Annotated in this window: 25 protein-coding genes, 1 tRNA gene and 2 pseudogenes; 12 read left to right on the forward strand and 16 right to left on the reverse strand. The window is 70.4% G+C overall.

Translation table 11 applies throughout. The features are described 5' to 3' along the window. Nucleotides 1-46: 46 nt before the first annotated feature. From OHA25_RS26475 to OHA25_RS26485, 3 genes are all read right to left on the reverse strand, one after another. A tRNA-Ala gene (locus OHA25_RS26475) sits at nt 47-119 on the reverse strand. A 102-nt stretch (nt 120-221) separates the two neighbouring features. Continuing rightward, nucleotides 222-1,709: a vWA domain-containing protein gene (locus tag OHA25_RS26480; protein ID WP_327590173.1), complete on the reverse strand. Its 1,488-nt coding sequence runs from the start codon at nt 1,707-1,709 to the stop codon at nt 222-224. Between the two features lie 189 nt (nt 1,710-1,898). After that, nucleotides 1,899-2,918, reverse strand: coding sequence for a type III polyketide synthase (locus OHA25_RS26485; protein WP_327590174.1), 1,020 nt, complete (start codon nt 2,916-2,918; stop codon nt 1,899-1,901). 42 nt (nt 2,919-2,960) lie between these two features. On the opposite strand from OHA25_RS26485, the gene OHA25_RS26490 reads away from it, so the two are divergent. Continuing rightward, nucleotides 2,961-3,938 (forward strand): helix-turn-helix domain-containing protein, encoded by a 978-nt coding sequence (locus tag OHA25_RS26490; RefSeq protein WP_327590175.1) that lies wholly within the window; start codon nt 2,961-2,963, stop codon nt 3,936-3,938. Here the strand turns inward: OHA25_RS26490 and OHA25_RS26495 are convergent. Beyond that, nucleotides 3,919-5,013 carry a class I SAM-dependent methyltransferase gene (locus OHA25_RS26495; RefSeq protein ID WP_327590176.1) on the reverse strand — a complete coding sequence of 365 codons (1,095 nt, stop codon included), beginning with the start codon at nt 5,011-5,013 and terminating at the stop codon, nt 3,919-3,921. The genes OHA25_RS26490 and OHA25_RS26495 overlap by 20 nt on opposite strands. Nucleotides 5,014-5,117: 104 nt before the next feature. Next, nucleotides 5,118-5,447: a DNA glycosylase AlkZ-like family protein gene (locus OHA25_RS26500; protein WP_327591043.1), complete on the reverse strand. Its 330-nt coding sequence runs from the start codon at nt 5,445-5,447 to the stop codon at nt 5,118-5,120. Nucleotides 5,448-5,517: 70 nt separating this feature from the next. Here OHA25_RS26500 and OHA25_RS26505 point away from each other — a divergent pair, with 70 nt between their 5' ends. Further along, on the forward strand, nt 5,518-6,420 hold the full coding sequence (locus OHA25_RS26505) for a bifunctional helix-turn-helix transcriptional regulator/GNAT family N-acetyltransferase (RefSeq protein ID WP_327590177.1): 903 nt from the start codon (nt 5,518-5,520) through the stop codon (nt 6,418-6,420). Here OHA25_RS26505 and OHA25_RS26510 read toward each other — a convergent pair. From OHA25_RS26510 to OHA25_RS26525, 4 genes are all read right to left on the reverse strand, one after another. After that, on the reverse strand, nt 6,359-7,276 hold the full coding sequence (locus tag OHA25_RS26510; RefSeq protein ID WP_327590178.1) for a pyridoxamine 5'-phosphate oxidase family protein: 918 nt from the start codon (nt 7,274-7,276) through the stop codon (nt 6,359-6,361). The two genes, OHA25_RS26505 and OHA25_RS26510, sit on opposite strands and share 62 nt — an antisense overlap. Then, on the reverse strand, nt 7,276-7,719 hold the full coding sequence (locus OHA25_RS26515) for a VOC family protein (RefSeq protein WP_327590179.1): 444 nt from the start codon (nt 7,717-7,719) through the stop codon (nt 7,276-7,278). The genes OHA25_RS26510 and OHA25_RS26515 overlap by 1 nt, the downstream gene beginning before the upstream one ends. A 90-nt stretch (nt 7,720-7,809) precedes the next feature. After that, nucleotides 7,810-8,379 (reverse strand): CGNR zinc finger domain-containing protein, encoded by a 570-nt coding sequence (locus OHA25_RS26520; protein WP_327590180.1) that lies wholly within the window; start codon nt 8,377-8,379, stop codon nt 7,810-7,812. 68 nt (nt 8,380-8,447) lie between these two features. Further along, nucleotides 8,448-9,062, reverse strand: a complete 615-nt coding sequence (locus OHA25_RS26525) for a TetR/AcrR family transcriptional regulator (RefSeq protein ID WP_327590181.1) — start codon at nt 9,060-9,062, stop codon at nt 8,448-8,450. 27 nt (nt 9,063-9,089) lie between these two features. Between OHA25_RS26525 and OHA25_RS26530 the strand changes: the two genes are divergently transcribed. Continuing rightward, nucleotides 9,090-9,461, forward strand: a complete 372-nt coding sequence (locus OHA25_RS26530) for a hypothetical protein (RefSeq protein WP_327590182.1) — start codon at nt 9,090-9,092, stop codon at nt 9,459-9,461. 1 nt (nt 9,462) lies between these two features. Here OHA25_RS26530 and OHA25_RS26535 read toward each other — a convergent pair whose 3' ends face one another. Further along, nucleotides 9,463-10,290: an SAM-dependent methyltransferase gene (locus tag OHA25_RS26535; protein ID WP_327590183.1), complete on the reverse strand. Its 828-nt coding sequence runs from the start codon at nt 10,288-10,290 to the stop codon at nt 9,463-9,465. Nucleotides 10,291-10,375: 85 nt separating this feature from the next. Beyond that, nucleotides 10,376-11,326 (reverse strand): GlxA family transcriptional regulator, encoded by a 951-nt coding sequence (locus OHA25_RS26540; RefSeq protein ID WP_327590184.1) that lies wholly within the window; start codon nt 11,324-11,326, stop codon nt 10,376-10,378. A 71-nt stretch (nt 11,327-11,397) separates the two neighbouring features. Here OHA25_RS26540 and OHA25_RS26545 point away from each other — a divergent pair, with 71 nt between their 5' ends. Together OHA25_RS26545 and OHA25_RS26550 are read left to right on the forward strand one after the other, a co-directional pair. Further along, entirely contained in the window at nt 11,398-12,669 is a 1,272-nt protein-coding gene (locus OHA25_RS26545) for an MFS transporter (RefSeq protein WP_327590185.1), read from the forward strand. After that, nucleotides 12,666-13,331 carry a peptidyl-tRNA hydrolase gene (locus OHA25_RS26550; RefSeq protein ID WP_327590186.1) on the forward strand — a complete coding sequence of 222 codons (666 nt, stop codon included), beginning with the start codon at nt 12,666-12,668 and terminating at the stop codon, nt 13,329-13,331. Before OHA25_RS26545 ends, OHA25_RS26550 begins: the two co-directional genes overlap by 4 nt. Before the next feature lie 15 nt (nt 13,332-13,346). On the opposite strand, the gene OHA25_RS26555 is transcribed toward OHA25_RS26550, so the two are convergent. Then, nucleotides 13,347-14,306 carry a DUF3616 domain-containing protein gene (locus OHA25_RS26555; protein ID WP_327590187.1) on the reverse strand — a complete coding sequence of 320 codons (960 nt, stop codon included), beginning with the start codon at nt 14,304-14,306 and terminating at the stop codon, nt 13,347-13,349. Between the two features lie 170 nt (nt 14,307-14,476). Here OHA25_RS26555 and OHA25_RS26560 point away from each other — a divergent pair, with 170 nt between their 5' ends. The 4 genes from OHA25_RS26560 to OHA25_RS26575 all read left to right on the forward strand — a co-directional run bounded on the left by OHA25_RS26560 (nt 14,477) and on the right by OHA25_RS26575 (nt 18,559). Continuing rightward, a complete protein-coding gene (locus tag OHA25_RS26560; RefSeq protein WP_327590188.1) occupies nt 14,477-15,274 on the forward strand; it encodes a hypothetical protein in 798 nt (265 codons plus the stop codon). 36 nt (nt 15,275-15,310) lie between these two features. Next, on the forward strand, nt 15,311-17,221 hold the full coding sequence (ftsH, locus tag OHA25_RS26565) for an ATP-dependent zinc metalloprotease FtsH (RefSeq protein WP_327590189.1): 1,911 nt from the start codon (nt 15,311-15,313) through the stop codon (nt 17,219-17,221). A gap of 83 nt (nt 17,222-17,304) precedes the next feature. Then, nucleotides 17,305-17,958, forward strand: coding sequence for a DUF937 domain-containing protein (locus tag OHA25_RS26570; RefSeq protein WP_327590190.1), 654 nt, complete (start codon nt 17,305-17,307; stop codon nt 17,956-17,958). 19 nt (nt 17,959-17,977) lie between these two features. Next, nucleotides 17,978-18,559, forward strand: a complete 582-nt coding sequence (locus OHA25_RS26575) for a nucleoside triphosphate pyrophosphatase (RefSeq protein WP_327591044.1) — start codon at nt 17,978-17,980, stop codon at nt 18,557-18,559. A gap of 534 nt (nt 18,560-19,093) precedes the next feature. Here OHA25_RS26575 and OHA25_RS26580 read toward each other — a convergent pair. After that, nucleotides 19,094-20,659, reverse strand: a pseudogene (locus OHA25_RS26580) (zinc ribbon domain-containing protein); the annotation flags it as partial. A gap of 156 nt (nt 20,660-20,815) precedes the next feature. Between OHA25_RS26580 and OHA25_RS26585 the strand changes: the two are divergent. Beyond that, nucleotides 20,816-21,580 (forward strand): EI24 domain-containing protein, encoded by a 765-nt coding sequence (locus tag OHA25_RS26585; protein WP_327590191.1) that lies wholly within the window; start codon nt 20,816-20,818, stop codon nt 21,578-21,580. Nucleotides 21,581-21,707: 127 nt separating this feature from the next. Then, nucleotides 21,708-22,817: a DUF4192 domain-containing protein gene (locus tag OHA25_RS26590; protein WP_327590192.1), complete on the forward strand. Its 1,110-nt coding sequence runs from the start codon at nt 21,708-21,710 to the stop codon at nt 22,815-22,817. Between the two features lie 580 nt (nt 22,818-23,397). Here the strand turns inward: OHA25_RS26590 and OHA25_RS26595 are convergent. From OHA25_RS26595 to OHA25_RS26605, 3 genes are all read right to left on the reverse strand, one after another. Continuing rightward, complete coding sequence (locus OHA25_RS26595; protein ID WP_327590193.1) at nt 23,398-23,664, reverse strand: hypothetical protein; 267 nt, start codon at nt 23,662-23,664, stop codon at nt 23,398-23,400. 328 nt (nt 23,665-23,992) lie between these two features. Then, entirely contained in the window at nt 23,993-24,349 is a 357-nt protein-coding gene (locus OHA25_RS26600; protein WP_327590194.1) for a hypothetical protein, read from the reverse strand. A gap of 523 nt (nt 24,350-24,872) precedes the next feature. Continuing rightward, nucleotides 24,873-25,433 (reverse strand): DUF5994 family protein, encoded by a 561-nt coding sequence (locus OHA25_RS26605; protein ID WP_327590195.1) that lies wholly within the window; start codon nt 25,431-25,433, stop codon nt 24,873-24,875. 794 nt (nt 25,434-26,227) lie between these two features. Between OHA25_RS26605 and OHA25_RS26610 the strand changes: the two are divergent. Continuing rightward, a pseudogene (locus OHA25_RS26610) lies at nt 26,228-26,425 on the forward strand (hypothetical protein); the annotation flags it as partial. Nucleotide 26,426 lies beyond the last annotated feature (1 nt).

Here is a 26,426-nt window from a genome sequence, read left to right on the forward strand (position 1 = left end):
CGGATCAGCGAGATCGCTGACCGACCGCCCTCTGACGACGATGTTGTGGAGCTATGGGGATTCGAACCCCAGACCTCCTCCATGCCATGGAGGCGCGCTACCAACTGCGCTATAGCCCCTTGCCAAGTACGAGTTTATCGGACTCCACGACTCCCAAAGTACGCTCTGGACATCTCACGAGAGAAGGGCCCGGCCCCAGGGTTCAGGGCCGGGCCGGTGGCCTAACCGACCGAGCGGGCCTTCTCGATGAGCGTGGCCAGCTCCGACACCATCGGGTCCTCGGAAGTCGCGGCCAGCCGCGAGGCGTGCTCGCCGAGCTCGGGCAGGTCCATGCCGAACGCCTTCCTGTCCCGCAGATAGACGGCGAACGCCGCTGCGACCACGTCCACCTGGAGCCGGACCGGTGTCGCCTTGGCCCAGACGTCGGCGGCCAGATCCTCGGCCTGGAGCGACTTGCTCGCTTCGGAGGCGGCGCGGGTGTCGGGGTGTTGCCAGCGGACGGTGGCCTGGGCGAGCTGCCCGGTAGCGCCGGGCTTGAGGCGGATCGAGTAGAGGGCGGTGACCGCGTGGCCGGGGCCGATCTCGCCGCCGTCCTTGCTGTCGTCGCGGAACTCCTCGGTGGCCAGGGCGCGGTTCTCGTACCCGATGAGCCGGTAGCTGTCCACGACCGACGGGTTGAACACCACCTGAGCCTTGGCGTCGCGGGCCCGCAGCTCGATAGTGGCGGGCAGCTGGGTGGTGAAGATCTTGTCGGCTTCCTCCTGGGAGCTGACGTACACGGCCAGGCCGTCGCCGTTGTCGGCCAGTTGCTCCATCAGCTCGTCGCCGTACTCCCTGCCGACGCCGACCGTGAGCAGCGCGACCTGCTTGCCCGCGTACTCCTTGACCTGCTCCAGGATCTCCTGCCACTCGGTGCTGCCCTGGTTGGCCAGGCCGTCGGAGAGCAGGACGACCCGGTTGGTGGCGGCGGGGCGGAACGCCTTGGACGCCTCCTCGTACCCGGCGACCAGACCGGCCTCCAGGTTCGTGCCGCCGTCGACGACGAGCCGGTCCACCGCGCTCTTCAGCTCGCCCCTGGCGGTCAGCGGGGTCATCGACGCCAGCACCTCGGCGGCGTCGTCGAAAGCCACGATCGACACCTGGTCACCGGGCGCGAGCTGGTCGAGCAGCGTGTGCAGGGCCGACTTGACCAGGTCGAGGCGTCCGGGCTCGGCCATCGAGCCGGACACGTCCACCACGAACGTGAGGTTGGCGGGCCGCCGCGCCGCCGTGTCGGACGCGCGCGTCTGCAGGCCGACGCGCAGCACGGCCTCGTCGCGACCGGGCAGCTTCGCGCCGTCCACGTGCACGGCGAACCCGTCGTCGGGCGGCTGCGCGTAGTCCTGCCTGAAGGCGTTGACCCACTCCTCGGGGCGGATCTCGCCGGGCGCGGGCCAGCGGCCCTCCTGGAGCGTACGGCGGGCGTAGCCGTACGAGGCGGTGTCCACGTCCAGTGCGAACGTGGAGATCTGGGCCGTGGTCGTGTCCTGCTCGTCGTTCTCCTGAATGGGCGACTTCGTGGGGGCCGGCCGGTACGGGGACGCGGCCGGCTGCTGGGCGTGCTGGGGAGCGTTCTCGTCGCTGGTCGACATGCTGCCGGAGCCGCCGCAGGCCGCGACGGCGAGGAGCACAATGAGCCCGGTGCCGACCGCTAACGGGCGAATTCTCATCTCAACCACCTCCGCCCCGTACGACGGAACTGGATCTTCAGCGGCCGGGCCGGTGACTCAAGCGAGCACAAACCGCGATCGATACGTGATCAGTTGTGACAGTTGGTGCCACCGAGGCGTCAGTTCCGGGCGGCCGGCGCAGCCCCTGGGCCATGAGCATGACCAGGACGATCAGGACCAGGTAGGCGATCACCAGTGCAGCAGGAGCAACTCGGCGGAGAAGCCCGGCCCCAGGGCGAGGAGCACGGCGGGCGCGTCCGGCCGGGCCTGGGTCTCCTGCAGCACGTGGAGCACCGAGACCGACGACAGGTTGCCGTGCTCACGCAGCGAGCGCCACGTGACGTCGAGGGCCCTGGACGGCAGGCCGAGCGTGTCCACGATCTTCTCGATGACCTTGGGCCCGCCGGGATGGCAGATCCACGTGGCGACCTGGTCCGGGGTCAGGCCGTAGTCGGTGAGAAAGAGCCGGATGTCGGCGGCCAGCGCCTGCTCCACGAAGGCGGTCAGCTCCGGGTCCAGCACGATGCGGAATCCGCGGTCGCTCACCTCCCAGCCCATGAGGTGCTCGGTCCCGGGGTAGAGGCGGCTGCGGGTGGCCACGACCTCGGGTCCGGGCCCGCGCCCGGTCGCCACGACGGCCGCCGCGCCGTCCCCGAACAGGCCGCTGGCCACGAGGTTCGCGATCGAGGTGTCGTCGCGCTGGATCGTCAGTGAGCACAACTCCACGCACACCAGCGCCGCGGCGTGTCCCGGCCAGCCGCGCAGGTAGTCGTGCAGGCGCGCCAGCCCGGACGCGCCGGCCGCGCAGCCGAGGCCGAACACGGGCATCCGCTTGACGTCCGGCCGCAGCCCCACGCGCTGGGCCAGCCGGGCGTCGAGCGAGGGCGTGGCCAGGCCCGTGGTGGAGCAGAACAACAGGTGGTCGATCTTCTCGGGGCGTACGCCGGCCTTGTCGAGCGCGCCGCGCAGCGCCTGCTCGGTCAGGTCGAGGGCGATCTCGGCGTACATGTCGTTCGCGCGGGCGAAGGAGTCGAGCTTGGCGTAGTCCTCCAGCGGGAGGGCCAGGTTGCGGCCCGTCACGCCCGTCGCGGCGTGGAAGCGCCGCAGGAGCTCCTCGTCGCAGTCGGTCAGCCGGGAGAACGCCTCGGTGATCTCCTCCTGGTCGTAGCGGTTTTCCGGCAAAACCGTCTGTACACCCGAAATGTGCATATATCACTCCTGCCGCGGAGAGGCTCCGGCTAACATGCGGGCATGGCGCTGCCCGACCCGTACCGGCCCCACAGGGTGGCCGTGCTCGCTTTCGCTGGGATGGCGCCGTTCGAGCTGGGCTGCGTCGTGGAGCTGTTCGGGCTGCCCCGGCCCGAGCTGGACGTCCCCTGGTACGACCTCAAGGTGTGTGCCGAGACGCTGGAGCCGCTCAGGGTGGTGGGCGGGTTCACCATGCGGGCCGAGCACGGGCTGGACGTGCTGGCCGGGGCCGACACGGTGATCGTTCCCGGGGCGGACGTGCACACGCCGGCATCCGGAGAGCTGGTCGCGGCGCTGCGACAGGCCCACGCGCGTGGCGCGCGCATGGTGTCGATCTGCTCGGGCGCGTTCGCCCTGGCCGCCGCCGGGCTGCTGGACGGACGCGTGGCGACCACGCACTGGAGGTACGCCGACCTGCTCCAGGACCGTCACCCCGCGGTGCGGGTCAACCCGTCGGTCCTGTACGTGGACGAGGGGGACGTGCTGACCAGCGCCGGCAGCGCCGCGGGGCTCGACCTGCTGATCCACCTCGTCCGCACCGACCACGGCCCCGGCGTGGCCAACACCGTGGCCCGCCGCCTGGTCGTGCCGCCGCACCGGGAGGGCGGGCAGGCGCAGTTCATCGAGGCCGCGGTCACGGCGGTCGAGGACGATGACGCGGTGGCCAGGGCGATGTCGTGGGCCATGGACAACCTGGCCCGGCCCATTGCCGTGGCGGACCTGGCCAGGGTGGCCAACATGTCTCAACGGTCGTTCATCCGGCATTTCAAGCGCCAGACCGGCACCAGCCCGTTGCGGTGGGTGATCGCGCAGCGGGTGGCCGCCAGCCTGACGATGCTGGAGTCCACGGCGGCGCCGGTCGAGGAGATCGGGGCGGCGGTCGGGTTCGAGAGCCCGGTGACGTTCCGCCACCATTTCTCCAAGACCATGCGTACGTCCCCCTCGGCCTACCGGAAAGCATTCAGCGGGCACGCGGGGTGAGCCGCCAGAGCGACGTCACCTCGGCGGCGCGGGCCGCGTGCAGGGGGTCCGCCGCGTCCTTCGGCCTCCGGTGGCGCGGCGCGACGTCCCGGCGGCCGGCGACCCGCAGCCCCGCCCGCTCGAACGCGCCCAACAGCTCGTCCCGCCTGCGCAGCCCCAGGTGCTCGGCCAGATCGGACAGGATCAGCCAGCCCTCGCCCTCGGGCTCGAGGTGCTCGGCCAGCCCGTTCAGGAACCCGCCCAACATCCGCCCGCCTGAATCGTAAACGGCCTGGTCGAGGGGCGAGATCGGGGTGGCGGGCAGCCACGGTGGATTGCACACGACCAGCGGCGCCCGCCCCGGCGGGAACAGGTCAGCCCGCACGATCTCCACCGTGCCGCCCAGCCTCAGCCGCGCGACGTTGTCCTCGGCGCAGTCCACCGCCCGCTGCTCCAGGTCGGTGGCCACGACGTGCCGGACGCCGCGCCTGGCGAGCACCGCCGCCAGCACCCCCGTGCCCGTGCCGATGTCGAACGCCAGCCGGTCGGCGGGCAGCGGCGCCTCCGCGACCAGATCCACGTATTCGCCCCTGATGGGGGAGAACACACCATGGTGCGGGTGGACGCGGGCGCCGAGCGCGGGGACGTAGACGCCCTTTTCGCGCCACTCGTGGGCGCCGATCAGGCCGAGCAGCTCACGTAGCTGGCCCACGCCCGGGGGCGCCTGCGGACCGTAGACCTCGGCGCAGGCCTGGCGCACGTCCGGCGCCCTGCGCAACGGCACCACGTGGCCGGCGTCGTAGGGGATGAGCAGCATGCCCAGCGTGCGGGCACGCTGCGATCGGGCCTGGCGGTGACGGTGGAATCCCGATCCCGGAGCGGCGGGCTTGCAGCGGCGGCCCATGGCGCTCAGGAGCTGACGGGCGTTGTGGAAGTCGCCGCGCCACAGGAGGGCGGTGCCTTCGCAGGCGAGACGATAGGCGGTGGCGGCTCTCATCCGGTCGTCGGCGACCACGACACGCTGGGGTGGCGGCACTCCCAGCGCCGAACGCCACTCTGCCGACCGTTCCCGCCCCGCCTCGGTCCATCGGATCATCAGGACTCGACCGTTTCATAGACCGCGTCCTCAGGCGATCCATTTTCCACTTCGCAGTGGTACGGGCCGGCGCTCTCCATACGTTCTTCGCGCCACCGTCCTGATCATGTCCCCGTGAACCGCACGCGGCAGCCGGAGGCCCCGCCACGTCGCCACCAGCCTTCCGTCCGCCAGCACCGTGCCGGGCTCGCCAGTCGTACGCCAGATCCGCCGGTGCAGGCTCTGGAGACCGGCGCGTCCTGCGTCGGGAACAGGAACGGCGCGCCGCGCATGCACCAGGTCTGCAGGAGCGTCTTGTCGGCCTCGATCGCCTGGGCGATCTCCTCCGAGGTGACGCCGGCGACCCTGGCGTGCAGGGCGAGCAGAGCCGAGCCCGGCGGGGTGTTCTGGATCGCGCACGCCCCGGCACGCCCCTGCCGGTCTGGGGCGACGATGCCGAAGGCGTGAGGTCCTGATTCAGCTGCCCCTCTCCCGGATCCGGAATTCTCTGACTAGAGTCAGAGAATGGACGTTTCGACGATCGCGCAGGTGCGCAGGTTCCAGCGGACCGTGACGCAGCGGATCGGCGCACTCGACGACAGGTTCCTGGCCAGGGACCGCCCGCTCGGCCAGGCGCGGGTGCTGTGGGAGATCGGCGCGGCAGGGAGCGAGGTACGCGCCCTGCGGGCGCGGCTGGAGCTCGACTCGGGATACCTGAGCCGGTTGCTGCGCTCGCTGGAGGCCGACGGGCTGGTCGTCGTCGACGACGGGGGCGGCTCCGACGGGCGGGTCCGCACGGCCCGGCTCACCCCTTCGGGCCTCGCCGAGCGCGAGGAGCTGGACCGCAGGTCCGACGAGGCGGCCACGTCGATCCTCGAGCCGCTCTCCGCCCGGCAGCGCGAGCGCCTGGTGGCCGCCATGGCGGAGGTCGAGCGGCTGCTCCTGGCCTCGACGGTCGCCATCGACGTGCTCGACCCGCGCCACCCGCACGCCCGCCACTGTATCCAGGCGTACGTCGACGAACTGGCCGACCGGTTCGATGGCGGCTTCGACCCGGCTCGGAGCATCTCCGCCGACGACCACGAGCTCCGCCCGCCGGCCGGGATGCTGCTGGTCGCCACGCTCCGCGCCGAGCCGGTCGGATGCGTGGCGCTCAAGCTGCACCCCGGCGGCGGGTACGCCGAGCTCAAGCGCATGTGGGTGGACCCCTTCACGCGCGGTCTGGGCCTGGGACGCCGCCTGCTCGCCGAGGCCGAGGGCCGGGCGGCCGCGAACGGGCTGCTTACGGTGCGGCTGGAGACCAACCGGTCGCTCACCGAGGCCATCGCCCTGTACCGGGCGTCGGGCTACCGCGAGGTGGAGCCCTTCAACGACGAGCCGTACGCTCACCACTGGTTCGAGAAGCGTCTCCAGGAACCGGCGGGTTGAAACGGTGGTAGCCCGGGGCCGTCCAGCCCGGTGCGACGGTCCCCGCGACGTGGACGTACTCGTCCAGCTCGAACCGCACCAGCCGCTGCGCGCCCGGCACGTCGCCCGGATCCCAGTCCACCTGGGCCCGCCCGGTCAGGTGCAGCGTCTCCCCGCGTTCCCAGTCCACGAACAGCAGCCCGGCGGCCGGGTTCAGCTCCAGGTTGCCGAGCGTCATGTACATCGAGTTGCCGGCGTAGTCCGGGAACACCAATGATGCCTGCCCCGTGATCTGCACGAACCCGGGATTGCCGCCGCGGTGCGACACGTCCGCGCCGAGACCTTCGACGCCGGTGGCGATGAAGAACGTGTCCGCCGTGCCGATCCACTCCTGGTGACGGGCCAGGAGCGTGGTCCCGCCACCGAGTCTCGCCGGCGTGCCGGGAGGCTCCGAGGTGGGCTCGCGGGTCTGGATGTACTTGGGGCAGTTCGAGTAGACCTGCTCCGTCCACACCACCAGCGCATCTCCCGCCTGTACGGCGGTGCCGTTCACGCGCATCCTGCGCCGCGTGTGCGGTTCGATGGCCAGCAGCCCGATGGCGCGTTCCCTGGCGAACAGCCCATCCAGCGGCGGACCGGGCAGGGCGTGCACCACGATCGTGCGGTCGTCCTCGGGTGAGGCGAAGCCGGGCGGGCCGGTCATCGCACCGGCCCAGAAGCGGCCCCGGTCGTCGGCCGCGCCCGCGACGAGCAGGTGCTGCTCGCGCAGGAAGGCGGCCGCCACGTCCGGGATCTCGGGGCGGGTGCGGGAGCTGCCGCGGTCTTCTCCGCGCACCCCTGCCCGCCGCTGCACGGCGATCTCGCCTGGGTGCCGCATTAGAAGAACCCGCAGGTCGGTGCCCCGGACGTGGGAGCGGGCCGGTCGCCGGCGGCATCCGGAGCGTAGATCTCCAGGCGGATGCCGTCAGGGTCCTCGAAGAACACGCCACCCGATGAGGCGCCCTCGCCGTGCGGCACGACGCCGTCGTGGTGCAGGGTCGCCCCGATCTCCCTGATGACCGCCTCGGCCTCGCGTACCGCGGCGAGGTCGGCGACCTGGAACGACAGGTGGTGCAGTCCCGGCTGGGCGGTGGCGAAGCGTCCCTCGCTCTGCTGCCAGAGGGTCAGCACCAGCGTGCCGTCCTGTGCCAGGAACGCGTAGCGGCGATCGTCCTGCCGCGACTCGCCCGCCACCGTGAAGCCGAAGACCCGACGATAGAACTCCTTGGACTTGTCGAGGTCGGTGACGTTGAGCCCGATGTGCCCGGTCTGGAACGACATTCCGCACTCCTTCAAATCTAACGAATGCATGGCCGGCTAGCCGTTAGGAATACTATAACGGCAAATCGGCTCTGCAAGCGTTAGATGGAGCTATTTCTTGTGTTCCCGGTAGTGTCTGGCCGCTCTCGCACGGTTGCCGCAGGCCGTCGAGCACCACTCCTGACGTGGGTGTTCCTTGATGAAATAGAGCACGCAGCGCGGCGCCTGACAGGTACGCAACTGTGTGCGCTCCGGCGATGCCAAGAACTCCACGGCGGCCGTCGCGAGCGCGCCACGCACCCGTACAGACGGCTCGGCCTCCACGGCGGGGACCGTGAGGAGGGTCGGCTGCCCGTTCCAGGACAGTTGCGGGGCCCGGGGCGCGCCCAGGGCGGTGGCGTTGACCAAGGCCAGCGACTCCGCGAACGTGGGCAGGCCGGCCGCATCTGCCCGGCTCGGCGGCTCCGGGGCCACGGCTCTGGCGAACAGCGCGCGTACGGCCTGGCGCAGCCGCACGGTCTCCTCGCGCGCCTCCTCCGTCGCGGTGAAGCCGGGACCGACGTCCAGTTCGGCCGCATGCTCGCGCACCCACGCCGTCATGGCGTCCACGTCGGCCAGCAGGTCGATCAATCCGGAACGATCGGCCCTGATCGTGCTGACGAAATCGAGGGTCAGGGACATGTCCTCAATCTAACGCGTACGGGCACACTGGCCCGTGAGAGTCCATAGGGGCAGCGCTCGCCGCGTCCTTAGAGACGTGGTTCGACGAGCGTCTGGAGATGGCGGCGGAGCGCCTGGACCATCAGTTCGGGCGTCATCCGCTCGGGATGCAGCACGCCCTCCATGGTGAGCCCGTCGATCAGCGCGCACAGCCGCTCGGTCTCCACCTTCGGGTCCCCGGCCAGTCGTCGGCGCCGGGCGATCCCGTCCACGATCCGCCGCACCAGGGTGCGCATGCCATCGTAGGACTCGCGTGCGAGCGGCCGCAGCTCGGGCCGGGTGCGGGCGGCCGTCGCGAACGCCAGCCAGACGGTGGCCTCGTCCCGCCGCCGCTCGTCCAGCGGCAGGAGCTCCGACAACATCAGCTCGACGCCCTCAGTCCGCTCGTCCTCGTCCTGGGTGGCCAGCAGCGGGCCGACCCGCTCCGTCAGCCGGGCGCTCACCCGGTCGAGCGAGGCCCGCATCGCGAACACCATCAGGTCCGTGTGGCCGTCGAAGTAGTGCCTGACCGAGCCGATGGCCAGTCCGGCCTCCTCGGCCACGTTGCGCAGGGACGCCTGCTCGAAGCCCGCGCGCCGCACGACGCGGAACACCGCGTCGACGACCTCGTCCCGGCGTGCCTCCGGATCGACCACTTTCGGCATTAGCCGCTCGTCGCCAAGGATGTCTACGTGCCGCCGGTCGTGCTGGTCGCGGTCGGCGTGCACGGCCTGGCGAAGCAGGGCCTGTCCGCGCTCGACGTGGGATGGCTCGCCGTCACGGTGCTGCTCGGCGTCGCCTTCGGCGCGGTCCGGGCCGCCACCACGGTGCTGTACGCGAGGAACGGTGTTCTGTGGCAGCGCTATACCGCGAAGACGCTGGTGGTGTGGGTGGCCACGTTCGCCGCCGGCGTGGGCGTGGGCGCGCTGGCGATCACGGTCGGCATGCACCCCGAGGCCAGGTCCATGCCGCTGTCGATCGGCGTCGGGCTGCTGGGCGAGGCGCTGGTGGTCCTGCTCAGGTCGAGGGTGGCAGGCGTGCCGCTCTCGACCGGCAAAAGATGATTTATCCGCGTACGCGGCCCACGCCGGCCAGGATGCCGGACCTGACGAGGTCGTACGAGCCGTCGGGGGAGGCGTCCGGGGCCCAGTCGGCGACCGGCACGACGCCGGGGCCGAGCAGGTCCAAACCGTCGAAGTACGCGGCGATCTCGTCGTAGCCGCGCCGCGCCAGGCCGCCCGGCGAGGTGCGCGAATAGACCTGCCGGCTGGCCTCGGTGACGTCGTCCGCGGCGTCGCCCGCGTACAGGTGCGACAGCACCAGATAGCCGTCCGGGCCCAGGCGCTCGCGGAGGCGGGCGACGATCCGGCGGGCCTCGGCGTCGTCGGTGATGAAGTGCAGCACGGAGACCAGCAGGACCGCGTACGGCTGGGACAGGTCGAGATGCCCGGCCACGCGCGGGTCGTCCAGGATCGCGTCCGGGTCCTTCAGGTCGCCTTCCAGTGCTAGCACGTCCGGGTCCCTGGCCAGCAGCGCGCGGGCGTGGACGAGCACGATCGGGTCGTTGTCCACGTACACGACGCGGGAGCCGGCCCCGTGCCGCCGCGCCACCTGGTGGACGTTGTCCTGGGTGGGCAGCCCCGCGCCGATGTCGACGAACTGGCGCACGCCCGCCTCGGCCAGCATCCGCACCGACCGGCCGAGGAAGCCCCGGTTGGCCAGGGCGATCTCCCGGGCGTCGTTGCCCATCTGCCGGCCGATCTCGATCATCTTCTCGGCCGCTTCGCGGTCGGCGGCGAAGTTGTCCCGGCCACCGAGGTAGTAGTCGTACATGCGGGCGACGCTGGGCACGTTCGGGTCGATCCCGGCGGGTACGCGGTCCGCCTCGGTCATGCGACGACCTTTCCTTGGCGATCTTCCTCGCGCCGATTGTAGGGGCAGAAGGGAGTATTCGGGCAAGGGACGCGGTGGAGGGGGATCAGGTGCGGCGGAACGTGTGCCGATAGGCCAGTGGCGCCACCCCCACCGCCGCGTGCAAGTGCTGGCGCAGCGAGACCGCCGTGCCGAAGCCCGCCCGCCTGGCCACCTCCTCCACCCCGAGGTCCGTCGTCTCCAGCAGGTGCCTGGCGTGCTGCACCCGCTGCCCGGTCAGCCACTTGGCCGGGCTCACGCCGGTCTCCTCGCGAAAGCGCCTGGTGAACGTGCGCACGCTCATCCTGGCGTGCTCGGCGAGCGCGCTCAGATCGACCGGGGTCTCGAGATGGGCCAGCATCCACGCGCGGGTGGCGGCGGTGCCGCCGGCGGCCTCGTACGGAAGGGGGCGCTCGACGTACTGTGCCTGGCCGCCTTCCCGCCACGGCGGCATGACGCAGCGGCGGGCGGCGCGGTTGGCCACCTCGCTGCCGTGGTCGCGCCTGATCACGTGCAGGCACAGGTCCATCCCTGCCGCCACCCCAGCCGAGGTCAGCACGTCGCCGTCGTCCACGAACAACACGTCGGCGTCCAGCTTCACCTCCGGGAACAGCGCGGCGAAGCGGGCCGCCTCGCGCCAGTGCGTGGTGGCCGGGCGCCCGTCGAGCAGGCCGGCCGCCGCCAGCACGAACGACCCCGTGCAGATCGACATCGTCCGCGGGCGGCCCTGGAGCGCCGCGTACAGGGTGTCCGAGATCGTGCCGTCCTTCATCGCCCGGCCCGCGTGGATGCCGGGCACGAGGACCGTGTCGGCCGTGTCCAGCACGTCGAGGCCGTGGTCGGGCAGGACGCTGTAGCCGGCCGAGCAGCGGACCGGCTGCCGGCCCTCGGAGCAGGTCACCACCTCGTACAACTTCTCGCCCTCGGGCGTCTCCGCCGACCAGAACACCTGGCCGGGCACGCCGAGGTCGAGCGGGGCGAAGTGGTTGAGCACCACGACGGCGATGCGATGCGGCATGGCCAGATTCTTTCACATATTGACTTTCCGGCCACTCGCGACCATGTAAGGAGATAAATCATGATTGGCGCATGACGTTGAGCACCACCCCCGCGGCCACCACCCGCCGCAAGCTCCACAGGGCCTGGTACGTGGCGGCCGTCGCCTTCGTGGCGATCCTGGGCGCCGCCGGCTTCCGCGCTACCCCAGGCGTGCTGATCACCCCGCTGCGGGAGGAGTTCGGCTGGTCCACCGGCACGATCTCGCTGGCCGTGTCGATCAACCTGGTGCTCTACGGGCTGACCGCGCCGTTCGCCGCCGCGCTGATGGACCGCTTCGGCATGCGCCGCGTGGTCGCGATCGCCCTGCTGCTGATCGCGGTGGGCAGCGGGCTCACCGTCGTGATGACCGCGAGCTGGCAGCTGCTCCTGCTCTGGGGCGTGTTCGTGGGGCTCGGGACCGGGTCGATGGCGCTCGTGTTCGCCGCGACCGTGGTCGACCGGTGGTTCGTCAGGCACCGCGGGCTGGTCACCGGCATCCTCACCGCGGCGGGCGCCACCGGGCAGCTGATCTTCCTGCCGGTGCTGGCCCACCTTGCCCAGGGGCCGGGATGGCGGGTCGCCTCGCTCGCCGTCGCGGGGTCGGCGCTGGCCGTAGTGCCGTTCGTGTGGTGGTTGCTGCGCGACCATCCAGCGGACGTCGGTACGACGGCCTTGGGGGCCGAGCCGGGCGCGGTGCGTACCGAACCGGGCAAGGTCAACGCGGCCGTCCGGGCGGTCACCGTGCTCGCCCAGGCGGCCAGGACGCGGCCGTTCTGGCTGCTCGCGGGTGGTTTCGCGATCTGCGGGATGAGTACGAACGGGCTGGTCGGCACCCACTTCATCCCGGCCGCGCACGACCACGGCATGGCCGAGCCGGTCGCGGCCTCCCTGCTGGCGGTCATCGGGATCTTCGACATCGTGGGCACGGTCGCCTCCGGCTGGCTCAGCGACCGGATCAACCCCAAGATCCTGCTCGGCGTCTACTACGGGCTGCGTGGGCTCTCGCTGATGGTGCTGCCCAGCCTGTTCGCGGCCACGACCGAGCCCAGCATGCTGATCTTCATCGTGTTCTACGGGCTGGACTGGGTGGCGACCGTGCCGCCCACGGTGGCGCTGTGCCGGCGCATCTACGGCGCCGACGGGGCCGTGGTCTTCGGCTGGGTGTTCGGCTCGCACCAGATCGGCGCCGCGATCGCGGCCGTCGGCGCCGGCCTCACCCGCGACCACCTCGGCGCCTACGACCTCGCCTGGTACGGCGCCGGCGCCCTCTGCCTCCTGGCCGCCGGCATGTCCCTGGCGATCGGGCAAGCTAGAGGGCGATGAACGAACTGTATGTGCTGCCGCTCGTGGTCAGGATCGAGCGGGCCACACCCCCTGAGCGCACCGACGCGCTGGAAGCCGCCGCCATGGCGGTGCTGAGCCTGCTCGACGACCCGGGGGAGTGGGCCGCCGAACTCCATGCCTGGCAGTCCACCGGCAAGATCCGCAAGGTCGTGCGCCGGGCCAGGGGCGCCGAGTGGCGCCGCGCGATCGCGCTGCCCGGGCGCACCGTCGAGCACCGCACGGCGGAGGTGCGCGTGCACCCGCCCGTGCCACTCGACGGCTGGCCGAAAGACCTCGCGCGCCTCCAGGTGGGAGGCACCGAGCTGGTCGACAGCGCCGAGCCCCCGCCGGCCGAGCCGCCGATCCTGTGGGCCAACCCGGAGCTGGAGATGTCCGCGGGCAAGGCCATGGCGCAGGCCGGGCACGCCGCCCAGCTCGCCTGGTGGGCCAGCGACGCGGCCGAGCGGGCGGCCTGGCGGGCGAACGGGCTCGCCGTCTCGGTCCGCACGGCCGCCCGGGACGATTTCCCCGCCAAGGTGGCCGCCGGGCTGCCCGTGGTGCGCGACGCCGGGTTCACCGAGATCGAGCCGGGCTCGTGCACGTTCGTGGCGGACGCGCCCTGGCTCTACGGCGGGTCGCGTTCAGCGACTCACCGCAGGTAGCGCACGGGCAGGTCCCTAGATCGTGAACACGTCCGCCAGCACGCCGCCCGCCGGGGTGATCCGCGCGGGTGACGGGCTGTCGTAAACCACCATGAGCCTGCCATCCTCCAGCCGCGCCAGGCCCTCGGGATGGTCGCAGCCCACGCCGTAGGGGAGCTCGCGCACGATCTCCAGCTCGTCCTTGGGCACGACGCCCTGCCGCTCGGCCGGCCGCCAGCGCACGATGCGCACCGGGCCGTCGAGGTCCATGGTGGGGCCGGTGAGCAGCAGCAGCGAGTCGCCGTCCGGGCACAGGTCCCGCACGCCCAGCCCGTCCAGGTCCAGGAAGTGCTTGCGGTACGGCTCCCGCAGGCGCAGCCGACGCCGCCCGGAGTCGTCGAGCCGCAACTCGAGAACCACCGCCCAGCCGCGCAGCACCGGGCCGCGCAACCCAATGTAGATCTGCTCGGAGATGACGGCGATGCCCTCGACGTCGAAGCCGTTGTCCTTGCCCGGCAGCGCCAGGAACGGAGCGAGGTGCCGGTCCTCGCGCAGGTGTGCGGTGAGGTTGTGCGTCCCGGCCAGGATCGCGCCGGGACCGGGGACCTCGTCGTGCAGCGGCAGACGGGCCAGGATGAACCGGTTCTCCTCCCTGATCACCGTGGCGAGCCGGTCGGCGGCCTTGTCCGGGTCCTTCGACTTGACCCGCTTGCGCTTCATGCTGTGCGAGCCGACCAGCCAGAGCCAGCCGTTCGCCCGGGCCATGCCCTCGATGTCGGCCTCGTCCTCCGGACCCGCGGGCAGGTCGACGTAGTCGGCCAGCCGGTAGGTGCGCTGGTCTCCGAAGTGGTCGCCCGACCACGCCAGATGCTCGAAGGTCGCGGTCTCGTCGCCGGCGACCCAGAGACCGTTCGCGCTCTGCCGGATCGCTGAGAGATTCGTGTGTGTTTGAGACGCTTGCGAGGCGTGGTCGAATCGCAGCTCCACCTGTTCCACGAGCCCATGATTGCACTTCGGTAGCTTCCGGGGCGTAATGGCGGGATATGTCGTACGCTCCCGTCGTGCTCGATGGGGAAGATGAGATCAAGGGTTCCCGAGTGAGAACCGTCACCAGGCCTGGAACCCCTGTTTCTCCGCCCAGACGCTCCCGCATCGGAGACCTCCGCATGCGGGACGTGTACCGGGGGCTCGCCGTGGTCGCCGCCGTCGTGGCAGTCGCCGTGACGGTGGTCGCGGTGCTCCCGCCCGAGCCGGACGAGGTCGTCGCGCGGCCGGTAACCGCGCCGCCGGCCGCGCCGTCCTCGTCCGGCCCCACCGTTTCGGCGAGCGCCACCGTGTCGGCCGGCGCCACCGTTTCGGCCAGCCCCGCGGCCGGTGACGCGCCTCTGGAACGGGCCACGCCGAGCCCCGGCCCGACCCTCGCGCCCGGCTACACGCCCATGGAGGCGCTGGCCGCCGACCCGCGCGTCCCCCGCCTGACCGGCGCGGTCAAGCGCATGTCCCTGTCGTCGCCGTCCCGGCAGGTCGTCAAAGATGAGCGCACCGGCCTGGCGGTGCCCAACCTCCCCAAGCCGTGGAAGTCGTACGGGCCCGCGCCGTTCAGCACCAAGCAGGTGCTTCCCAAGACGCGCGGGACCACCCTGCGCGGCATGGTCGTCACCTGCCCGCTGCCGATCATGGCGCAGGACTCCGCGCGCGACACGGCGTTGCTGGCCGCCCGTTGGACGCTCAACCACCACCCCAAGGGCGCCAAGATCAACTGGCTCGCCTCGCAACCCGTCAAGCGCGGCTGGATGCTCGTCTATCGCGTCACCTACGGCAAGCACACGTCGCGGGCGGCGGTCGTGATCATGGATGGGGGAATGAGCAAGCCCGGTCTGGTGTTCGTCACAGTGCCTGACGCGCAGCGAAAGCAGTGGCGGGACATCGGTCGAGTGGTGTCCGGGGTGCGTGTTCTAGGCTAGAAAGATCATGGTTGCGGCGATATGGGGAGTGACGCCGTGGAACGCTCTGGACCGCCGCAGTCAGCGGAGAAGGGCAAGGGCAAGCCGCCCTGGCGCTCTGAAGGGCTGCCGGGAGGCAAGCCCAAGATCAACTGGTGGCGATTCGTCGTCACCTTGCTTGTGGTGTACGCGGCCTTTTTCGTCGTGTCGTCCTTCGTTGACAGCGGATCCGTCGAGACGATCTCGTACACCGAGTTCACCAAGCAGGTGGACGCCAAGAATGTCAAGGACATCTATGCCCAGGGCCTGTCGGTCGAGGGTGACCTGAGGTCTGCGGCGAAGAACCCCGAGACCGGTGAGTCGTACACCAAGTTCGCCACCGAGATCCCGGCCTTCGCCAACACCGACGAGCTCGACCAGCAGCTCGGGACCGGCCAGGTCGAGATCACCTCACAGCCGATCACCCGCGGATTCTTCTCCAACCTGCTGCTGTCGCTGCTGCCCGTGCTGCTGCTGGCCGGCCTGTGGATCTGGATCATGCGGCGCGGCGCGAGCATGATGGGCGGCGGCCTGGGCGGCCTCGGCAAGTCCAAGGCGGCCAAGCCGGTCGAGGCCGCGAAGGTGCGGGTCACGTTCGAGGACGTCGCGGGCATCGACGAGGTCGAGAACGAGCTCGTCGAGGTCGTCGACTACCTCAAGGACCCCGACAAGTACCGCAGGCTCGGCGCCAAGCTGCCCAAGGGCGTGCTGCTCGCCGGTCCTCCCGGCACCGGCAAGACGCTGCTGGCCAGGGCGGTCGCGGGCGAGGCCAAGGTGCCGTACTTCTCCGCCTCCGCCTCCGAGTTCATCGAGATGATCGTCGGCGTCGGCGCCTCGCGCGTGCGCGACCTGTTCGAGGAGGCGCGGAAGGTGGCGCCGTCGATCGTGTTCATCGACGAGATCGACGCCATCGGCCGCGCCAGGGGCGGCGCCGGCGGCATCGGCGGCCACGACGAGCGCGAGCAGACGCTCAACCAGATCCTCACCGAGATGGACGGCTTCTCCGGCGCCGAGGGCGTGATCGTCATCGGGGCCACCAACCGTCCCGAGGTCCTCGACCCGGCGCTGCTGCGTCCCGGGCGCTTCGACCGTACGGTGCAGGTGGGACTGCCCGACGCGGCCGGACGTACCGCGATCCTCGGGGTGCACTCGCGTGGCGTGCCGCTTGACGGGGAGGTGGCCCTCGACCAGCTCGCCAAGACCACGCCCGGCATGACCGGCGCCGACCTGGCGAACCTGGTCAACGAGGCCGCCCTCCTCGCCGCCAAACGCGGAAAGGAGAAGGTCACGATGGCCGACTTCGCCGACGCGCTGGAGAAGCTGCAGCTCGGCGCGGCCCGCAGCATCGTGATGCCCGAGGAGGAGCGCACCAGGACCGCCTACCACGAGGCCGGCCACGCGCTGCTCGGCATGCTCCAGCCGGGCGCCGACCCGGTCAGGAAGATCTCGATCATCCCGCGCGGCCGGGCGCTCGGCGTCACGCTGTCCACCCCGGACACCGACCGGTACGCCTACGACGAGCAATATCTTCGCGGCCGCATCACCGGAGCACTCGGCGGCATGGCGGCCGAGCAGGTCGTGTACGGCGTCATCACCACCGGCGCCGAGAACGACCTCGAACAGGTCACCATGATCGCCCGCAGCATGGTCGGCCGGTGGGGCATGTCGGAGAAGATCGGCCCGCTGACCATTCTTCCCAACGACGGTCAGCCGCCGCAGGCCTCGCCCGTCACCCTCGCCATGGTCGACGAGGAAGCGCGGCGCATCGTGGACGAGTGCTACGAACGCGCCATCCAGGTGCTCTCCGACAACCGCGACAAGCTCGAGGGCATCGTGGCCGCCCTGCTGGAGCACGAGACGCTCGACGAGGTGAGCGCGTACGCCGCCGCCGGCGTGGCCAGCCGGTCCACGGCCGCCGTCCAGCAATAGTTTTTCCGAGAATTAGCGCAAGACGGGCATTGACTCGATGGTGTCTCGGGAAGCTCTCCCCCGACGAGGATCGGGGGAGAGCGGTGACGCTGCACGACGAGCTTCTCGAGCAGCTCGGAGAGCCGGGTGTTGAACAGGTCGCCGGAATGCTCGGCACCGGCCCGGCCCAGGCCCGCGACGTCGTCCAGGCCGTGAGCGGCATCATCGTCGGCGGCCTTGCCCGCAACGCCCAGCACCCGGACGGCGCCGAGGCGCTGCGCGGGGCGTTGGAAGACCACGTGGACGCCGACCCGTTCAACGGCGACGTGGCCTCGCTGACCCGAGACGGGCACGGCATCCTCGGGCACGTCCTCGGCGGCCAGGGCACCGAGCAGGCCGCGGCCGGGTTGGCGCGGCTCGCCGGGATCGACACCGGCGCCGTCATGAAGCTGCTGCCGCTCATCGCCCCCATGGTGATGTTCCTGCTGGCCGACCGGGCGGCGCGCCACGACATGGACGCCAGGGACGTGGCCCGCGAGCTGGAGCGGGAGCGGGCGGCGGTGCCCGGCGGCCTGGGGGAGGCGCTCGACGGGCTGCTATCGAACATCTTCGGCAGCGCCGTGCCGGGCTGGCCGTACGTGGGAAGGGAGCTCGCGACGGACATGTCGTACGGGGCGTACGGCGAACTGGAGCCGGGACCCTCGCGCGAGCCGGAGCAGGGGCACCCCACCCCGGGCAGGTCGAACTCCGACTGGTGAGGGCCGGTAGGCTAGTGCGGTGATCGTTCTGGCCTCAGCTTCCGCCGCCCGCCTGGCCCTCCTGCGCAGTGCCGGCCTCGACCCCAAAGTGATCGTCAGCGGGGTCGACGAGGACGCCTACACCGCGCACAGCCCTGCCGCGCTCAGCCTGATGCTGGCCAAGGCGAAGGCGGAGGCCGTGGCGAGCGGGCTCGACGAGGGGCTGGTCATCGGCTGCGACTCGATCCTCGAGCTCGACGGCCGCCCCTACGGCAAGCCGGCCTCCGAGGAGGAGGTCGTGCAGCGGTGGCGGCTGATGCGTGGCCGCACCGGCCGCCTCGTGACGGGCCACTGCCTGATCGACGTCGCGACCGGGCGGCAGGTCGCGGAGGTGGCCAGCACCGTGGTCCGCTTCGGCCAGCCGTCCGACGAGGAGATCGCCGCTTACGCCGCCACCGGCGAGCCGCTCAACCTGGCCGGGGCGTTCAGCATCGAAGGGCGCGGGGGGTGGTTCGTCGAGGGCATCGAGGGCGACCACGGCAACGTGCTCGGCATCTCGTTGCCGCTGCTTCGTGACCTGTTCGCGGAGCTGGGCTACGCGGTGACCGCCTTCTGGCGTTAGCGTCTGCGATTCTCTGTGTTGTCTGAGGATCTCAGGCAATCCGGGTGGGCGTGGCGCGTGGCGGCCATCTGCGTACGTTCCGAGGGGGAGTACGGGGGTGGCTGCGACACGGTGGAAGCCGGACCGGTGATGAGGGTCGCGTATAGGCCCTGTGCGTCCCGCTGGTGGGCGGGTTGTCTGGGGTGCCTGGCCCGCCGGACGCTGTCCCGTCCCGGGGGTGCCGGGGGCGGGGGCGGGCACCGTGCGCCGGTCGGGCACACGGCTGAACGTCATGTGATGGGTCGTGGCAGGGCGGTTGGCCTGCCGTCGTTTTGGGGTCGGCCGGTCCTTGTTGCGGGACCGGGCTTGCGGGCGGGGATGCATATCGGTGCGGGTGCGCCGGGCCCGCCGCGCCGCCCGGGTGGGCTTTTTCCTGCGGCGCGCGCGGGCAACGTTCCCTTCCACGATCGTGTGGATGGTGCGAGCGCCGGTGCTGGGGTCGGTGCGGGTGTGCTGTTGGGCGAGCAGCCCGCGGGCTGCGATCCGCTCTGCCGCGGCGTGATCCCGGTCGCACGACAGCCCGCAGGCGGGGCAGTAGGCCCATTTCCAGCCGCGCTCGCCTAGCCGGTCGGGCGCGGGAACATGGCGCAGCACGCTGGCCCCTTCGCCGCAGCGGGGGCAGTAGCGGGAGGTGCCCCGAGCGGGCACCGTCACCACCGCGATGCCGTCCTTGGCGGCCAGATACCGGATGGCCTCGATCACCGTGCCGCGCACCTGCCCCGACAGCGCGGCGTTGCCAGATCGGATCCCGCGTGCCTCGAGCGTGGCCAGATCTTCCAGGTAGATCACTGTTGCGCCGAGCGCGCTGGCCTGGTCGACCGCCCACCGGGCTGCCGACCAGGCCAGCGCCTTGTTCAGGTGCCGGATCCGGGCGCACACCCGCTCATGCTCGACCGCCAGCACCTGATGCCGACGCTCCAGCGCCGCACGCCGGGCATCACCGGCACTGCCACCGGACAGGAGCGCCGCGCAGTGGTCGCGTTTGGCGGCCAGGTGTTCGCGCAGGCCGCGCAGCCGGTGCAGCTTGGCCGAGATCGCGGTGGCGTCGTAGCGCAGCATCCGCCCATCAGCGCACACCCGGCCATCGTAGAGCCGGGCGATGGCGCCGGTCAGTAGCGTGTTCAACCCCCAGTCCAGGCCCAGCGCCACGGTGTGCCCGGTGGCCGCGGCGGCAGGGACCGGCATCTGGAACGGCAGATCGATGCGCACCTTGCCGACGGCCACACGCACCGTGGGAGTGCACAATTTCGCCTCACCGGGGACGGTGGGAGGCAGCGTGAACGCGATGGCATGCCACGCCCAATCCTTGCGGGATGCGGGCGAGGCGGTCAGCGGCAGCTGAACCCGCAACACCGCGCCGGGAGCCTCGGCAGCGCCAGTGCGGCTCAGGGTGACCAACTGCCGGTCGGCCGCCGCCAGCACCGCCTGCGCGGCTACCTGGGGCGGCTCCTCTACCTCGGTGATGTCGCCCGGCAACACGCCCTCGCGCGCCAGCACGGCGCGGACCTGGCGGGTACGGTTCCGGATCTCCGCGGCGGTAACCCCTGCTGGCAGCGCCGCCCGCAACGCCTTCCACTCCACCTCCGTGCGCCGCCGCGGGTTCTCCGGCCAGGTGGCAAGGATTGCCGCCACGATGTCCCGCCGATGCAGCGCCGCCCGCAGCATGCGGGCAGCCTGCTCCTCGGCACACCGCCGCACCCGGTCTGACGCATACACCCCACCATCCGCCACTGCGCCGGTTACCCCGCCGCCGGTCACTGGGGCGGTACACCCCCAGTCCAGCCTGCGCAGCGCCATCCACCCCTTGGCCGGCAACACCCGCCCGTCCAGCCCGACACCGGCGGCCAACAGGTCCAGATCCCGCGCATTCCACCGGTCGGCGACGATCCCGGCGGTCATGGCCTGGGTCAGCGCGGCCAGCCAGGCCACTCGTTCGGCCAGCACCGGCCCGGCCACCACCTGCCCGGTTGCCTCCAGCACGGCCCGATGCCCGGTACAGGTCGCGGTCGCGACAATCGTCGCCATGCGCACCCGCCCCTCCCCCCGCGCCGAACCCGTCATATCAATGCGCGCACGTCACGCTACAGAGCGCCACCGACAATTTCCGCCACCTCGCCACCCGAAATCCAGGCCAAGGAAGCCTCACAGGGATCCGAAAACACACCCCCACCCGCGCTCGCCTAGCCAATCAGGACCAAGGTATATACCCTGCCGGGCATGCGATCACTGCGTGACTTCACCTCTGGCGTCGGGTTCTTCCTCCAGGGGTTCGGGTGGGTGGCCAGGAATGGGCGGTGGTGGGCCTTCGGGCTGATCCCGGCGCTGATCGCGTTCTCCGTGTACGCAGTGGCGCTGATCTTCCTCGGCACCAACGCCAGTGATCTGGCTGCGTTCGTGACGCCGTTCGCGGACTCGTGGAGCTGGCGTGAGGTGTTCCGCGCGCTGGTGGGGATTATGTTGTTCCTCGGAGGGCTGGCGCTGGCGGTGGTGACGTTCGCGGCGGTCACCCTGGCGATCGGGGAGCCGTTCTACGAGAAGTTGTCATCGGCGGTGGACGCGCTCGAGCACGAGACCGAGCAGCCGTTCTGGCGTACGCTGCCGCGCTCGATTAGGGACAGCCTGGTGACGCTGTTCTATGTGCTGCTGTTCACGGTGCCGCTGTTCATCCTGGGCTTCGTGCCCGTCATCGGGCAGACTGTGGTGCCGGTGCTGGGGGCCGCTGTGTCAGGATTTTTCCTGACAGTTGAGCTCACCACGCTTGCTCTGGAGCGGCGGGGCATGGTCCGCAAGCAGCGGTTCGCGCTGCTGCGTGCCAACAAGGCGAGTGCTCTGGGGTTCGGCGTGGCGGTGTTCCTGCTGTTCCTGGTGCCATTCGTCGCAGTGATCGCGATGCCGGCCGCGGTAGCGGGCGCCGCGCTCCTCGTACGCGACCGGCTGGTTCCCGCCCAGTCCGGACCCCACGGACCTGCCACTCCCGCGTAACGGTCGGCGGGCGGCAACGTTGACCGGGACGGCGTTGTCCACAGGCCAGGGCGGGAAGAGCACTCTCATCCCCAGAACCGCGTTCGCGCCCGCGCCGTTACCCGTCCGCCCGGCACCCTTACCGTCCATGACGACCAACACCTCCCCGTCCGCCTCCTCTGCTTCCCCGTCCTTTTCCGGGTCGTGCCTCACCCTCACCAGCCCCGCCGACATCCTGGCCGCCGTCCCCTACCTTGTCGGCTTCCACCCGAGCGACAGCCTCGTCATCATCGGGCTCGACCGCGGCCAGGCCAAGATGGTGGTCAGGTGGGGTCTGCCGCTCCCACCGGACGCGCTCGCCCCACTGCCGCCCCTGCTCGACCGAGAGGGCGTCACCCAGGTCGTCATCATCGGCTACGGCGCAGGAGACGTGGTCACGCCCGTAGTGGACGAGGCCAGGCTCCTGGCGGCCAAGGCCGAGGTCCACGTTGGTGAGGCACTGCGGGCCCATGAGGGCCGCTACTGGTCATACGTCTGCGATCTGCCGGCGTGCTGCCCGGCGGAGGGCACGCCCTACGACCCTTCGACGAGCCAGATCGCAGCCGAGGCGACTGTGCGGGGTCTGGTCGCCCTTCCTGACCGCGAGGCCCTGGAGCGCACCGTAGCGCCCGTCACGGGCCCCGTACGGATGGCGATGCGCCGCGCCACGGCCGACGCGATCGCGGAGCTCAGGTCCAGACTGGCGGCCGGCGCGGACCTCGACGCCTTCGCCCGGCACTACGTGGCGGAAGGGCTGGCACGCGTCCGATCGGCGCTGACCACGCACGCCGAGGGCGGCCGACTGCGCGACGAGGAAGCGGCGAGGCTGGGCCTCGACCTCGCGATCACCAGGGTTCGCGACGAGGCGTGGACGCTCATGCGCGATTCCCATGCCTCGCTGTGGAAAGACCTGACCCGCAGGCTCGAGCCCCGTTTCATCCCGCCTGCCGCGTCCCTGCTGGCCATGGCGGCCTGGCGGGCGGGAAACAGCGTGCAGGCCACCATCGCCCTCGAACGCGCTCTGACCATCGACCCCGCCTACTCGATGGCGAATCTCCTCATGCACGCGGTCCAAAACCTGCTGTCCCCGGCCATCATGCGAGACCGCATGCCCACCCCTGCCGAGCTCGACGCGGCCATGGGCCGCGCGCACGCAGGCTGGCTCCTCCCACTGGTCAACCTCCTGGACGAGGAAGACCCGCCCATCCCACCCGAATGACCCACACCTCTCGACCCCCCACGGTCCGTCAGTCTGGACCGTCGTAGGGTTCGTGACCCTTCTTGCTCGGAAGCGTGCTGTCAAGTGCTCAATCAGCAAGCTGGTCACAGCGTGATGATCGTGCTTGGTCTGGAACTCGGCATCGCGATATCGGCAGAACAGGGTTCACACAGGTAAGAATCTTCCTGAAGATGTAATTCCGCTGCTGAGATTCGAGGCTCCGCGAAGCTGCAAGGCTACGGGGGTTGGGGTCTACGCCCAGCCACGCGGCGCGACGAAGGCCGGGGTCCTGCACCTCGTCGCACACGGTCGTCTTCTTGAGGGACGCGACGAGATACTCGTACACGCACCATCCGTGGGTGAGAAACCCGGGGCGATTTAGAGCACCGCACCACCAGCAGGATGCCTGAGACCAGACCATGTGCTCGAGCTGTGAACCTACAGGTCACCCCTGACGACCGAAATCGCCGCACCCCACAGGACGACGAGTTCGCTGATCCAGGGCCGGGCTGGTGCCGGGAGGGGGAAAAGGCTAGGGCGGAACGATGCGCCGAGGTGAGCCGCGCCTTTCGTACCGATGTCAGTCTGTGGGCCCCAGCCCGGCGATGCGTTGCTCACGCACGTCCTGCAGGGCCCGCAGGTAGCCGATCTCCAAGGCCCGACAGATCAGGTTATTCATCTCAGCAGAGCCGTCGAGTCGTCCCCAACTGGAGAACTCGTTGGACACCGCCTCATCGGCCGACCGCTCGAGGCCGGCATCACCAGAACGTGGCCCGTCGTAACGGACACGGCCGATGAACTCGCTCCATTCCTCCAACTCGGCACGCGCGCCATCATCGTTGCTCATACCGGCCATCGTGACCCACGATCACTCTCTTCGTGAGCCCTCCGGCCTGCTCGGCAATGAAGCATTCCTCCTCGAGGAGGCAGTGGCTGAGAGGATCGAACATTGTCTCGCCGGCTCCTGCGTGAGGACCAAGCTGGAGCTGCCGACTTTGATCGCCGGCTTCCAGGTCCAGCCCAGATCGCCTTACCGTGTTCGACCAGGCACGATGTCTGCCACAGGAACGGCCCGATCATCGCGAGTTGGCTTGGAACAAATGAGCCACAGTCAGGACCTCCCGCCGCTGAAGCCGCGATTACCCCATCGCCGGGGAATCGCTACCTTGTGGCGCTCAGTCACCTGCTCCCTCATCGAGCCGCCTACCATCCACACTGGTGTCGAGAAGGTAGGCCCCGGCATCGTGCAGGGTGATGCCATAGCCAGGCGTCTGGCCAGGAGGCGACCACTCGTTTGTCGCGCTGATCGCCTTAAAGCGGGTGTCGCGGGTCGGGCCGTCGCCAACGAGGTGGCCGCGCAGATGGCCGTCACGGTCGTACACGGCCCACCGGCCGGCGCCCACCTGCGGCATGGCGACCGGGTTGTCCTTGAGCCACTGCGCGTTGGCCGCGTGATCGGGCCCCTCGTCGGCCCCCTTCGGCTGGGAGTGGCCGCCTGTGGCATGATCTTCGGTGTTGCGAGCACTACTCATGTTGCGTCTCGCTCTCTGATTGTGGCTGTTGCCTCCGAGACATCGGAGAAGCACTTTCAGCCTCGGAACACAAGGTATGGCACAGATCGCACTCAGCCCGACACCGTCGGGATGCGCCTCCAGGAGCTTGATCCGACTCGAGCTACCCCAGGGGGCATCAGATGCGAGGTCAGTCCCGGACAGGAGCTGGGACGCACAGCCATTCCGATGTTCGGTCGGCCGGCCCGCCGCGAGCGACGAACACGTCCGCCTGCCCTCCGCCGCCTGCGCGGAGCTGGCGGGGCCGCACTCGCGGCGGCGGTGCCGGGCGATGATCGCGAAGTGCGCGGCCACCGTGGCCAGGCCGGCGTGGCGAGCGGGGTTGTCGAGCTCATGGTCGTTTCCTCTCTTGGCAGAGCATTGGAGGAAGGCGCGGAGGAGCGCGCCTCGGCGACGGGACGTCCCGGATCCGCGTCGAGAGATCGGGCCGTGTCCTTCTTCATCGGAAGTCGGTGACCGCCTGGAACGGCAGCACGGCGCGGGGTCAGGTGGCGGCGGGCCGTGCGGGCACGAGATCGGCGACGCGGCCGCCCTCGTTCTCCCATGCGGCTGAGCCGTCGCGGCCGGGTATGCCCTCGTCCGGAGCCGCAGGGTGGAGGATGTCAGCAGGACGGACGCCGACCGTGCCTGCGGTGGCAAGCGTGAGGGCTGCCGCGGCCGGATCGTTTGCGGTGCCGGGGGGAATGACCAGCAGACTGATGGGCGCGGTTCCCGCGATGCTCAGGGTGATCAAGTGCGGGTCCGCGCTGCGGAACCAGCCCACTCTGACGTGGCGACCGCGGGCCGGGATGCGGCGTGGGATGTGATCCCACGCGTCCTGATACAGGCCCACACGCAGGACGGCCCTGCCGAGCCGCTGGTCGACGGCGGAGATGAGGGTGGGCAGTTCGGCGGCGGCGTCGCGGGTGCGGGGCCACCACGCCCCGTCGACGGTGCCTCTCCGGTCAATGAGGGGGTTCAGGCTGAGCCTGGGCGCGGAATGGGCCGTGGGGGCGTCAGCGGTAACGGGGTTTGACGATGTGGACGGGGAGAGAAGCGTTGTCATCATCGTTGCCTGGCCTGTCAGGCCCTCACCATGGGCCGAAAGCGGTCTATCGCCGCGGGCGACGCTAACCTGAATGCCAACGCACGAAATGTCCTCGGTTTTTTATCGTACCTCGTTTCGCAAGGAAAGGAGATGCATTAAGTGGCCACTGGCGAAAATCGGTGCCGTTATCGATTGCGGTGATAACCAGGTCGGCGGTTGCTTGTTTCCTGTTATCGGTCCGGAAGAGCACCCTTGGGCCAGGGCCGCGTTGCGGCCGTAAACGCCGGCCGGGCATGGTGCCCGGCGACGGCGGGTCCACGACTCTCCGGGACGGACACCCGAGAGCCGCTGAAGGGAAACACTGTGAGTCTGACAAGGAAGATCAAGTCCAATACGCGGGCCGCCCAGGGTTGGATCATGCTCTACTTCGGCCGCGCCACCGGAAACCAGCACCTGGCGTCGAAAGGCGTGGCCAGCCGACCTAGAAATAATCTGGGGCAGCGCAGCGGAAGGATCAAAGGCATGTTCAAGCGTTGACCGCGGCCACCATCAACGACATCGACGGCAAGCGCCCAATGCGCCCGCCGGCGGGTCGGCACATTCCCGCTTCGAGCGATGGCAAATAGATCGTGCAAATCTGGAGGAGCCATGAATCGTGTCATTGTCGTGGGCACCGACGGTTCGGCCGCCGCGACCGCAGCCGTCGAGTGGGCGGCCGACGCCTCCGCGCGCGGAGGCCCGGCTGCGGATCGTGCACGCCGTGGACCGTTCACCGTACGAGATCGCGAAGTTCTCCAACGCGGGTCCGGGCGATGCCGTCGCCCTCAGCGCGGAGAGCGTGCTGGCCGACGCCGAGGCGGTCGCACGCAAGCGACAGCCCTGCATCGAGGTCGCCGGCGAGCTGTTTCAGGGCTCCGCAGCGGCGGTGTTGCGGACTCACGCCGGCAAAAGCCGCCGAGATCGTGATCGGCGGCAGAGGCATTGGCGGTTTCCCCGGGGCCGTGCTGGGCT

The organism is Nonomuraea sp. NBC_00507, from assembly GCF_036013525.1.
In the GTDB taxonomy this organism is placed as follows: Bacteria; Actinomycetota; Actinomycetes; order Streptosporangiales; family Streptosporangiaceae; genus Nonomuraea.

Coding starts and splice junctions, on each gene's coding strand:
- OHA25_RS26590 (WP_327590192.1), top strand. CDS start 21,708: ATGACGACCAACACCTCCCCGTCCGCCTCCTCTGCTTCCCCGTCCTTT.
- OHA25_RS26600 (WP_327590194.1), bottom strand. CDS start 24,349: ATGAGTAGTGCTCGCAACACCGAAGATCATGCCACAGGCGGCCACTCC.
- OHA25_RS26605 (WP_327590195.1), bottom strand. CDS start 25,433: ATGACAACGCTTCTCTCCCCGTCCACATCGTCAAACCCCGTTACCGCT.
- OHA25_RS26545 (WP_327590185.1), top strand. CDS start 11,398: ATGACGTTGAGCACCACCCCCGCGGCCACCACCCGCCGCAAGCTCCAC.
- OHA25_RS26560 (WP_327590188.1), top strand. CDS start 14,477: ATGCGGGACGTGTACCGGGGGCTCGCCGTGGTCGCCGCCGTCGTGGCA.
- OHA25_RS26525 (WP_327590181.1), bottom strand. CDS start 9,062: ATGCCGAAAGTGGTCGATCCGGAGGCACGCCGGGACGAGGTCGTCGAC.
- OHA25_RS26585 (WP_327590191.1), top strand. CDS start 20,816: ATGCGATCACTGCGTGACTTCACCTCTGGCGTCGGGTTCTTCCTCCAG.
- OHA25_RS26490 (WP_327590175.1), top strand. CDS start 2,961: ATGGCGCTGCCCGACCCGTACCGGCCCCACAGGGTGGCCGTGCTCGCT.
- OHA25_RS26540 (WP_327590184.1), bottom strand. CDS start 11,326: ATGCCGCATCGCATCGCCGTCGTGGTGCTCAACCACTTCGCCCCGCTC.
- OHA25_RS26485 (WP_327590174.1), bottom strand. CDS start 2,918: ATGCACATTTCGGGTGTACAGACGGTTTTGCCGGAAAACCGCTACGAC.
- OHA25_RS26480 (WP_327590173.1), bottom strand. CDS start 1,709: ATGAGAATTCGCCCGTTAGCGGTCGGCACCGGGCTCATTGTGCTCCTC.
- OHA25_RS26595 (WP_327590193.1), bottom strand. CDS start 23,664: ATGAGCAACGATGATGGCGCGCGTGCCGAGTTGGAGGAATGGAGCGAG.
- OHA25_RS26520 (WP_327590180.1), bottom strand. CDS start 8,379: ATGTCCCTGACCCTCGATTTCGTCAGCACGATCAGGGCCGATCGTTCC.
- OHA25_RS26550 (WP_327590186.1), top strand. CDS start 12,666: ATGAACGAACTGTATGTGCTGCCGCTCGTGGTCAGGATCGAGCGGGCC.
- OHA25_RS26505 (WP_327590177.1), top strand. CDS start 5,518: ATGGACGTTTCGACGATCGCGCAGGTGCGCAGGTTCCAGCGGACCGTG.
- OHA25_RS26515 (WP_327590179.1), bottom strand. CDS start 7,719: ATGTCGTTCCAGACCGGGCACATCGGGCTCAACGTCACCGACCTCGAC.
- OHA25_RS26510 (WP_327590178.1), bottom strand. CDS start 7,276: ATGCGGCACCCAGGCGAGATCGCCGTGCAGCGGCGGGCAGGGGTGCGC.
- OHA25_RS26495 (WP_327590176.1), bottom strand. CDS start 5,013: ATGATCCGATGGACCGAGGCGGGGCGGGAACGGTCGGCAGAGTGGCGT.
- OHA25_RS26535 (WP_327590183.1), bottom strand. CDS start 10,290: ATGACCGAGGCGGACCGCGTACCCGCCGGGATCGACCCGAACGTGCCC.